6 protein-coding genes and 3 pseudogenes are annotated in these 9,890 nt (G+C 64.9%); 1 reads left to right on the top strand and 8 read right to left on the bottom strand.

Annotation, left to right across the window (positions count from 1 at the left end):
- From RHBS_RS18450 to RHBS_RS18420, 7 genes and pseudogenes are all read right to left on the bottom strand, one after another.
- Nucleotides 1-261: biotin carboxylase N-terminal domain-containing protein (locus RHBS_RS18450; protein WP_272913877.1), on the bottom strand; the 261-nt coding region annotated here is incomplete at its 3' end.
- Nucleotides 262-389: 128 nt separating this feature from the next.
- A pseudogene (locus RHBS_RS18445) lies at nt 390-1,858 on the bottom strand (condensation domain-containing protein).
- Between the two features lie 125 nt (nt 1,859-1,983).
- A complete protein-coding gene (locus RHBS_RS18440) occupies nt 1,984-2,397 on the bottom strand; it encodes a SufE family protein (protein ID WP_121870315.1) in 414 nt (137 codons plus the stop codon).
- Nucleotides 2,394-3,291 (bottom strand): annotated as a pseudogene (locus RHBS_RS18435) (sulfurtransferase). Before RHBS_RS18435 ends, RHBS_RS18440 begins: the two are co-directional and overlap by 4 nt.
- Nucleotides 3,292-3,377: 86 nt before the next feature.
- Nucleotides 3,378-4,751, bottom strand: a complete 1,374-nt coding sequence (locus RHBS_RS18430; RefSeq protein ID WP_183130197.1) for a condensation domain-containing protein — start codon at nt 4,749-4,751, stop codon at nt 3,378-3,380.
- Nucleotides 4,729-6,186 (bottom strand): condensation domain-containing protein, encoded by a 1,458-nt coding sequence (locus tag RHBS_RS18425; protein WP_128646192.1) that lies wholly within the window; start codon nt 6,184-6,186, stop codon nt 4,729-4,731. The genes RHBS_RS18430 and RHBS_RS18425 overlap by 23 nt, the downstream gene beginning before the upstream one ends.
- 46 nt (nt 6,187-6,232) lie before the next feature.
- Nucleotides 6,233-7,681, bottom strand: a complete 1,449-nt coding sequence (locus RHBS_RS18420) for a condensation domain-containing protein (protein ID WP_128646191.1) — start codon at nt 7,679-7,681, stop codon at nt 6,233-6,235.
- A 590-nt stretch (nt 7,682-8,271) separates the two neighbouring features.
- Between RHBS_RS18420 and RHBS_RS18415 the strand changes: the two genes are divergently transcribed.
- Nucleotides 8,272-9,576, top strand: a complete 1,305-nt coding sequence (locus tag RHBS_RS18415) for a hypothetical protein (RefSeq protein ID WP_128646190.1) — start codon at nt 8,272-8,274, stop codon at nt 9,574-9,576.
- Between the two features lie 5 nt (nt 9,577-9,581).
- Here RHBS_RS18415 and RHBS_RS30890 read toward each other — a convergent pair.
- Nucleotides 9,582-9,890, bottom strand: a pseudogene (locus RHBS_RS30890) (glycosyltransferase); the annotation flags it as partial.

Below are 9,890 nucleotides of genomic sequence, written 5' to 3'. Positions count from 1 at the left end.
GGGGTGGATGGCGTCGGCACCGGACTTGGCGGCGGCGTCGAGGATCTTGTCGATCACCAGATACGACTCCGCCGAGGACTGTCCACCGAGCGCGAAGGCTTCGTCGGCGAGGCGGACGAACGGGGCGTCGGCATCGGGCTCGGCGTACACAGCGACACTGGCCAACCCGGCATCGGCGGCCGCCCGGATCACCCGCACCGCGATCTCACCACGATTGGCGACAAGAACCTTGGTGATCTGAGCACTGGCATGGCTGGGCACTGAGCCTCCTACAGATGTATTTCTCGCGTGCTTCGTTGCGAACGTCACGTCGGAGTCTAAGCACCGGCACTGTCGTCGCTGCAATCGGTCCGCACAGCTGCAGCGGATCGGCCGCGACCCGCAGTGAGCTACTGATTGGTAGCGATCTGACCGGTGTCGGTATGTCCGATATCGGACCGATCGTCGCCCGCATGAGGGAATCGGGCGGTACCGGTGTCCGCCACATCGGTCAACAGCTTTCGGAAGGCACCGACGTACTCGTGAACCCGAGCGGTCGCCTGCTCGGTGTTGGGATAGCGAGCCGCGATGTTGATTCCCTGCGGCGTGCGGTTGATCCAGATGTACACATCGTGCTGATACTGCTTACTGCGTAGCGCGCGGGCATTCCAGTCCGGCCAGTGCTCGGCGGCAGGCGCGAACCGCACATCCATGAACGAGACGACGAAACGCGGGCGGGCGGAGTAGCCCAGAGTGGTGAACACGCGATCGAGAGGAACGCGGGCGATCGGTTTCGTCTTCTTCACCTCGGCCGAGCCGCCGCGACCACAGAGCCGAACGAGTCCGCACCGGCGAAGTCGAAGGAGATGGGGCACAGTCCGACGAACCAGCCCAGCGCGGAGGCCCACTGCGGCTCGTCTCGGGTGTGAACCGGAGTCACCGTGCGGAAACGAGTGCCACCGCCCAATTCGGAGCCGGTGATGGCGAGCACTGCCAGCAATCCCGCGAACAGGCTGTGTCCGGTCTTGCGGCAGGCGACCGAGAACGAGTCGGCCTGATCGGGGTCGAGCACCCACGCGGACAAACCACCCTGCGGCAGATCGTCGGGGCTCGGATCGCCGATGTCGAGTGGAAAGGCCGGTAGCTCACCATTGCCGTCGACCAGAAAATCCCGCCAGATTCTCACGGCGTCGTGCGAGTGCTCGAGCTCTGCATTCCTCTCACGTTCGGAGGAACCGAAGTCGAGGTAGCTGCCGGCCTCGAACAGCGCAGCAGGCGCGCCACCGAGTTCCTCGCCGTACAGAGCAGCGATCTCGTGCGCGACCAACACCGTGGACAGACCGTCGATGATCGAGTGATCCGCAGCGAAGAACACGGTGATCGGACGCGTCTCGTCAATTGGTTCGAGAGTCACGAAGGCGTACGCGGGCCAGATCAACGGTGAGGTGAACTCGTCGAACAGATACTGCAGGTGCTCGAACACCTCGCTCGATTGCGCGCACCGTTCCTGCTCGACCTGCCAGATGTCGATGGCACCCTGCGCCGCGGTCACCCGCGTCATCTCGCCCGTCACCTCGTCGATCGACGCGCTCGAACGCATCGCCTCGTGCCGGTCGATCCAGTTCAGAACTGCCTGGCGAAACGCGCGCTTGTCCAACGGGCCCGCGATTTCGAAGGCCGCGCCGAGCCACGATTCACGACCGCGACGAGGACTGCTCAGGCTCGTGCGAAGGTGCGCCTCGTGAACATAGGACGTCGGCCTGGCGTCGGGATGCCACCCTGCGGCTTCCGGAGTGCGGGCCTGCGGGCCGACGCTGGGTATCCACTCGGTGAGCGTGCCCGCGGGAACCGCGTAGTCCGCCAACTCCGTGAACTCCATATCGGCAGCAACCAACCTTCGTCGTACGCATCGGGGGGACTGGGCCTCAGTGGCCCTGTCGCGGAGTCTAACGACGACCCGTTGTATCGATCAAGACGACGGCGCACTACCTGCGCCGTCGCCCGTCAACGCAGGTGACGCTTGATCCGCGCCAACATCGCCGACATACCGCGCAGTCGCAGCGGACTGACCGCGTCGCTCAGGCCCAGAGCCGAGTAGAAGTCGTCCGGTACGTCGAGGATCTCCTGTGCGCTGAGACCGTCGAGTCCCTGCGCCAGGATCGAGGCGAACCCCCGCGTGGTCGGAGCTTCCGGCGGGGCGCTGAAAAACAGCCGGATCCGCGCCGGATCGCCTGCATCCACCGACAGGAACAGTGGAGACTGGCACTCCGGCACCGGTTCCATCGCATCCTGAGCAAGGTGCTCCGGCAGCGGGGGCAGTTCGCGACTGAACTCCAGCAGTAGCTGCAGCTTGTCCTGCCCCTCCACCGCGGCGAAGTCGTCGACGATCTCGGCCAGCGACTCCGGCAGGGCACTCATCGAGCGGCCGGAGCCGATCCGGGCTCCTCGCCCTTGGCGATCGGAACGCGAACGGCGTTGCCCCATTCGGTCCACGAGCCGTCGTAGTTGCGAACCGACTGGTACCCCAGCAGATGGGTCAACACGAACCAGGTGTGGCTCGAACGCTCACCGATACGGCAGTACGCGATCACGTCGTCGGTCGCGGAGGTACCGGAGTAGATCTCGTCCAGTTCCGTACGAGAACGGAAGCGTCCGTCCGGTGCGGCTGCCTTGGCCCAGGGAATGCTCACGGCGGTGGGGATATGACCTCCGCGCAGAGCACCTTCTTCGGGGGTAGTCGGGCATGTGGGTGCGCTCGCCGGTGTACTCGGCGGGGGAGCGGACGTCGATCAACGGCACCGTTCCGAGCGAGCCGAGGACGTCGGAGGCGAACGCGCGGATGGGCGCGTCGTGACGTTCGATCACCGGGTAGTCGGTTGCGGGGAACTCGGGCACGTCGAGGGTGGTGTCGCGGTTCTCCGACAACCATGCGTCGCGGCCGCCGTCGAGCAGACGGACGTCCTGATGTCCGAACAGAGTGAACACCCACAGTGCATACGCTGCCCACCAGTTGCTCTTGTCGCCGTACACGACGATGGTGTCTTCCCGGGAAATACCTTTGCGGCTCATCAGTTTCGAGAACTGCTCGCCGTCGATGTAGTCACGGGTGACCGGATCGTTGAGGTCGAGATGCCAATCGATCTTGACCGCGCCGGGAATGTGGCCGACGTCGTAGAGCAACACGTCCTCGTCGGATTCGACGACGCGAAGGCCGGGGGTGCCGAGATGAGCGGACAGCCATTCGGTCGATACGAGACGATCCGGATGCGCATAGTCGGCGAACGTTGCGGTGGAATCGGTTGGTACAGGCACGTATCGGCTCCTACGGAAGATATTCGGCTGGCGGCCCGCCCGGGGGTGAACGGTCTGCACTGTCGATCCTATGCGGAATCGGTTCGTCAGGGCGTCAGGGCAGCGCTCTCGGGTTTCGCTGCGGAGGCCCGCATGAGTGCGTCGAGTTCGGCGGTGAACGCGTTCATCACCGAGCGTGCCGTTGCAGTGTCGGGAAATCGTGACCGCAGGGCCAGGCCCGATGTGGTGCGGGAGACCCAGAACTGTGCGTCGTCGGACACCGTGGCATTGCTGATGTGGTGCGCATCGGTTCGATCGAAGCGTTCGTGTCCTTCGATTCTGGTGTAGTCGATGTAGGACACCATGAACACATCTCGACGCGACAGGGTGAAGGCCTCACCGAGGTTGTTCAGTACCTGGGGGATCGGAACGGTGCTCAGCGGTAGTGCCGCGCGAAACGCTGTGTGGGCCGCGGTGATCGTGTCGGCGAGGTCGCGTTCGACCTCCAAGGTCATGGGAGCGTTGGTGGTGAACCAGCCCAGTGCTCGCGAGAATTGCTGCTGATGGCGGGTGTGCAACGGGAACAGGAACGGCACGCGGCTCGGTCCGCCGATGCCGACGCACGCCTGCCCGATCGCAGCTACGACGCCGGCGAACATTCCGGCTCCGGACCGGGCACAGAGCTGCTCGAAGCCGAGGGTGTGCTGCGCGTCGAGTAGGGAAGTGACAGTCGTTGCCTGAGGCGCGGTTTCACCCTCGGCGACGCCGAGGTCGAGCGGGAAACGTGGCGTGGTGCCCCCGCACTCGGTGAGGAAGGTCGACCACCGCACCATGCGCTCGTCCGTTGGGTCGACGAGTGGCTGGGTTGCTTCGACGCGGCAGTACTCGACGAACCCGCCGACCGGAGGCAGGTCTGCTTCCGGGTTCGACGGGCAGCGGCGGTAGGCGTCGTACAGGGTGTGGATCTCGTCGACCACGACGGCGATCGACATGGCGTCGACGTTGGAGTGGTCGAATGCGCACAGGATCGTCGAGGTATCCGGCCGGTCGATTCCGAAACAGGTGTACGACGGGAATCGTCGTGCATCGCAGTGCAGTTCGAGCGTGCGTCGGAGATGATTCCGGAGCATCGACGCCGACGAGAAGGTGGTTCGAGTGGATTGCCTCATCTGCACCGAACCCGGTTCGTAGACCACCCGCTCGATTCCGGCCGCCATGCGAACGAAGGAACTGCGCAGGGTGTCGTGGCGGTCGATCAGGTGCTCGAAGGCCCACCCGAGTGCCCGAGTATCGAGGCTGCCCTGCACTTCGAAGGCTCCGGCTATCCAGACGCGCTCGGCCTCGTCCAGATCACCGAGGTGAAACCGTTGGTTGAACGACGGTGGAATCGGTGACGGCTGCGGCTCCCCGGTGACGACGGCGGTGAACTCGACGACCGTGCCCGCGCGTGGTGTGTACTCAGTGATCGAGGTGACCCGCACCGGCCGGCTCCTGAACGAGATCGTCGAGCGTCAGGCTGTAGTCACCTTCGCGTGCAATGGTTTCCAGTACGTGGGCCAGATGATCGTGGTACCGCTTCACCGCTGCGGCGGCAACCTCGGTATCGGGAGTCTGGGCCACCAGGTACAAGTGCTCACCGTCTCGGTTGATCCACATCGATGCGTTCGACGTCGAGCCCTCACCGGTGAAATGCTCGGCGCGCGTGTCTGCGTCTCGCCCGACGCCGGGGAACCAGCGAAAGTCGATGTACGAGAGCATGTTCGGACTCACTGCCAACTCGCTACCGAGAGTGCCGTCGGCGGCCAGAGCGCCCAGTGCGGCGTGCACCGGGGCCTCCGCGATCTGCTTGGCCTGCTCGAAGCCGCGGTGGGCCAGAACCGCGACGTCGGAGAAGGTGTCGTTTCCTGCCACCTCGAACGCGACCGGAGCAAAATTGACGAACCACCCCTGGGATTGTCCGTAGTCACCGTGGTGCCGGGTACTGAGCACGGTGATCCCGAAGTAGTCGGTGTTTCCCGCCAATTCGAAGTCGGTGATCCCGACGGCGGCGAATATGCCGCTGCTCATCCGGGCCCCGGCGGCCTTGCACGCGGCGTCGAATGCAGCGGTCAGTTCTTTGCTCAACAGGTCGCGTTCGACTATGCGAACCGGAGCCTTCTCGCCCGGCGCGAGTCCGAGGTCGAGCGGAAACCGAGGCATTCGCCCGTCGTGTCGGGTGAAAATGTCTCGCCAGGCTGCGATTTCGGGAGAATCTGCCCCGAACGTCGCGGCCCGAGCCCGCTCGTCGGCGGCGTAGACCAGATGGCTACCTGCCTCCGCTGGGATCGGTACGTCCGCACCGGTCTCCAGCGCGTACAGATCGGCCAACTCGCTGATGACCAATGCCTGCGAGCCGCCGTCGGTGAATGCGTGATCTGCGCCGTAGTACAAGGTGAAGCTGCCGGGCCTGGCCACGACGCCGACGACGAATCCGGGCCAGGCGTCCGCGGTCGCCTCGGACGAGAAGCGCCCACGTACGTACCGTTGGAATTCGTCGTCGTCCATCGCTTCTCCGGCGTCGGACACTTCGAACGCCGCGACCTCGGGTGGAGCGAGATGCCGAACGACGTCGTTTCCCTCGACCTCGAACCAGCATCGAAGACCCTCGTGCCGCAGCACGTAGGCGGCCAGCGCGCGGCTCATCGCGTCGGTGTCCACGTCACCGTCGATCTCGGTTGCCACTCCGGTGTACGCGGTGTGAACATCGCCGCGTTCGCGGGCCGCCCACGCGGCCTTCAGGTGGTCCTCCTGGAGAAACGAGGCCGGAGCCGAATCGACAGGAGCCGCTTCGGCACTCGCCCGGGCAGCCGAAGTGGGGTGCCATTCGAGCAGCCGACCGGGAGCAGGATTCCACCTGCCCATAGCGGTGATGATCATCGTCGCTTCATCCTCCTCGAAAAGGGCCGCGGGCTGATTCGATCGCTCACTCTGCGGCGACGGTCACCGACCGAGAGGCCGACGTGAGCACCGTATCGCTACCACCGTCGGAGTCGATCACTGCCGTCAACACCGCGACGAACTCGGTGATGAAGCGGTGGACGTTGGTGGATGCGACGTCCGAGCTGGGGAATCGTGCGGAGATGTTGAGCCCTTGGAGCGTCCGGTTGACCCAGAAGTAGACCTCGTCGTCGGCGTGGCAGTTGCTCCGCAGAGCCCGACCCTTGCGGCCCTGCCACTGCTCGGCGTCCGGGAGGAAGCGAAGGTCGATGTAGGACACGACGAATCGAGGAATTTCCGTCGATTCGAGGATCTGGGCGATCTTCGAGTACGGCATCCGCGCCAACCCCTTGTTGGCCGCGCCTGCAGTTGCCGCGGCCGCGAGCGCCTCCCCGAACGTGCGAGAGTTCTCGAGCTCGATCTCCATCGGCAGGATTCCGACGTACCAGCCGACCGCCGCGGCCCACTTCTGTTCGTCTCTGGTGTGCATCGGCATCACGGTGCGCAACGTCGTGCGGCCGGACAGGCGCACGTTCGTCAGCGCCAGAGCGGCGAGTATTCCGGCCTGCATGTTGTACCCGGCGGCGCGGCATGCGGCGTTGAAGGCATCCGATTGATCGGCGGTCAGCAGCCAGGACGAGATGCTGCTCTGCGCGGCCGGGCCGGTGCCGGTGAGCGACCGGTCGACCGACACCGGAAGCGGAAACGCGGGAAAGCGTCCGTCCTCCACTGCAAGGAAGTCCTGCCAGGTGCGCACGGCGCTGTGGTCACCGGTGAGCGTCTCGCCGAGAGCCCTCTCGGACTGGCTGAAGTCGACGTAGCTGCCCACTTCGGGCAACTCCGGGTCGATGCCCTCGAGGGCGTGTGCGTAGAGCCGGTCGATCTCGTTGATGGCGTAGATCTGGCTGTAGGCGTCCATCACCGAATGGTCGGCGGCGAACGCGAGCAGGAACGACTCTCCTGGTCCGTTCGACAGAGCACGTGAAGCATCGTCCGGTTCGATGGTGGCGAGGACGAAGTGCGGCCATGCCGTCGGAGACACGGTTTCGCCGAACCAGGAGTGCAGATGCCTGAAGACCTGAGTCTCGGTCCGAGGTTCGGTGTGTGCCCGATCGGTCACCTGCACTGCATCTGTCGGTGCGGTGTATCGCAGCCAGGAACCGGATTCCTCGTCGCGCCGCACCTTGGTCCGAAATGCCTCGTGACGGCCCATGTATGCGGCGATGGTTGCGCGCACTGCCTCGACGTCGTAGCGGCGATGAATCTCGAACACCGTGCCGATCCACGAGCCCGGTGCGCTTCGCTCGCAATGGTCCTGGTGCGTGAACGACAGCCCACGGGGGTCCGGTGCCCAACGGTCGTCCTCGACGCGGGGGACCCACTCGGTCAGGCGACCGGCGGGGAGGGGGTAGTCGGCGAGTTCGGTGTATTCCATGGGAGTCCTCTTCCGTTCCGGGCTCGGTCGGCGGTGTGCGGCATTGGTTCGGTATTGCACGTTCGATTACGGTCGAGTCGATCGTGTAAACCTGTCGGCGGTGCTGGTTCAGCCGACCAGTCGTTTATCCGATTGCTGTTCGATTGCTGCTTTCCGCATTGAAAGAACAACGTCATTGCCGTCGACCCGAAGTGAGATCAGCACTCACGATAGGGCGAAAGCGAAATTATTTCGCGACGCGAAAAAGTAATACTTCTCACTGTCGAGCGTCTTGACCCGCCGGTCTCCGATCAGGAGTCGTCGGAGTGTCCGATTGTCGTATCCTACGATCGGATCACTGATTTTGCTGGTCGTAGTGATGACAGTTCACAGTCGGAGCGTGATGCGGACTGCCTCGTAGGTCGGCGCACGACCTACGTCACTGAATGGCCCGAACATGGTGCGGGACACAATCAAGTCCCCTTTTCGTGCATCTATTGCCGAATGTGAATGCATTGGTGGTGGCGAATCGACACCGATGCCCCTGTTTCTCGCATGTAGTAGGTTCGGCGCGTGACTCGAATTGGATTTGCCGATCACCTATCTTGCGAATGCATCACGGCATCGGATATCCCGTCTACAACCAGTTCCTGTGGTGGTTCGACGAATCCGTCCAGCGAATGGACCTGGAAAAACTACGGGACAACCTGTCCGACGGTCTGCTCGCGCGCCGAGTGGTCGCGTCGACGGTGCCCGGTGCCCGCGATCGATGGGTCGCCTCGAACGTCTCCCATTCACTCGATTTTTACCCACACTTCATCGAATCGACCGATGTATTGGCCTGGGCCGACGGTCGCCTCGATCGCGACATCGATCCCGAGACCGGGCTCGGTTGGCGACTGGCAGCGGCGCCGTTGGCGAACGGAGGGACGGTGCTGTCGTTGGTCGCTTCGCACATGGTCGCCGATGGCGGCGCCCTGATCGCCGCGTTCGTTGCTGCCAATTTCCCGTCCGAGCAACCTCGGTCGGTTGCGACGGCGGACGGCACAGCAGCCATCGGCTCGGACCTACGAGACGCCGTGGAGCAGGTGCGGTCGGTCGCCGGCTGGCTGGTGAACGCCGCTGCGTCCGCACTCCCGATTCCCACCCGGTCCGGTTCGGACGCTGCTGTCCCGCGCTCGCAGCCGACTCGCTCGCAGCCGAAGGCCGAGGCGGTGGACGCAAACTGGGTATCGCCCCACGCGGTGGCAGAGGTGGACGCAGATGCCTGGAAGGCAACCGCCCGGCGATGGGGTGGCACGTCGAACTCCCTGTTCATCGCGGTCCTCACGGCAGCCTCCGGGCAGGCCGGGAGAGCCTCGATCGGAGACTCGGTGCAGTGGTCACTGCCGGTCAGCGATCGCACCGCCGACGACACCCGCTCCAATGCCACCAAGATCGTCAAGATCGAGGTCCCCGTGACCGACGCGGCCGACCGCGATCTGTCGACGATTCGGACAACCAGCAAGGCGGCGTTCACTGCCTTCGCGTCGAGGCAGGCTGCCGGTCTGCCACCGGCAGGCATCTCGCAGGCCCTCGTGCAGATGCTGCCCGACGCCGTGGTCGCGCGTGTTCCGCAACCGCGTGACGGTGCGGAAGGTCTGGCGTCGAACCTGGGTGTTCTGCCCGAGTTCTTCACCACGGTGGCCGGCATTCGAGCTCGCGCAGTATCGGGCAGAGCGACCTTCGCGGGTGCCGACGCCGCGTTCGCGCGGTCGTTGGACGGTGGCCTCACGGCGTGGGTGTGCGAGACGGGCACGAGCGTCACCGTGACCGTCCACGCCATGGATCCCGATCGATTCGTCGACGACCAGGCGCTGCGTGACCACCTGGTGGAGGCGCTCGGTCGCTGGGAATTGACTGCGCGCTTCTGGTGAGTGCGTCAGCGGTTCCGCGCTGCCGCCTCGGTGATGTCGGCAGCTGCGGCCACCGCTGTTGTGGTCGGGGCGACGGTGTCGGCGAGTCGGCGTGCCGCCTGCCTGGCTCGGTCGGTGGTGATATCGGAAATGCCCTGCTGTAGAACGGATTCGGTCAACGCCGAGAATTTCGTGCTGGTCCCAGCTCCGATCCGGCGCAGCGCGGCTCCCCAGAACGGCTGATCGGCGCTGAACCAGCAGACGAGCGTCGGCACTCCGGCCCGCGCCGTCGCGCCGTGGTCCCCGCGCCGCCGTGGTGGACCGCAGCCAGGCAG

Source organism: Rhodococcus sp. BS-15 (assembly GCF_000813105.1).
Lineage (GTDB): Bacteria > Actinomycetota > Actinomycetes > Mycobacteriales > Mycobacteriaceae > Rhodococcoides.
This window is presented reverse-complemented; position numbering and strand designations above follow the sequence as displayed.

Coding starts and splice junctions, on each gene's coding strand:
- RHBS_RS18440 (WP_121870315.1), bottom strand. CDS start 2,397: ATGAGTGCCCTGCCGGAGTCGCTGGCCGAGATCGTCGACGACTTCGCC.
- RHBS_RS18425 (WP_128646192.1), bottom strand. CDS start 6,186: ATGATCATCACCGCTATGGGCAGGTGGAATCCTGCTCCCGGTCGGCTG.
- RHBS_RS18420 (WP_128646191.1), bottom strand. CDS start 7,681: ATGGAATACACCGAACTCGCCGACTACCCCCTCCCCGCCGGTCGCCTG.
- RHBS_RS18415 (WP_128646190.1), top strand. CDS start 8,272: ATGCATCACGGCATCGGATATCCCGTCTACAACCAGTTCCTGTGGTGG.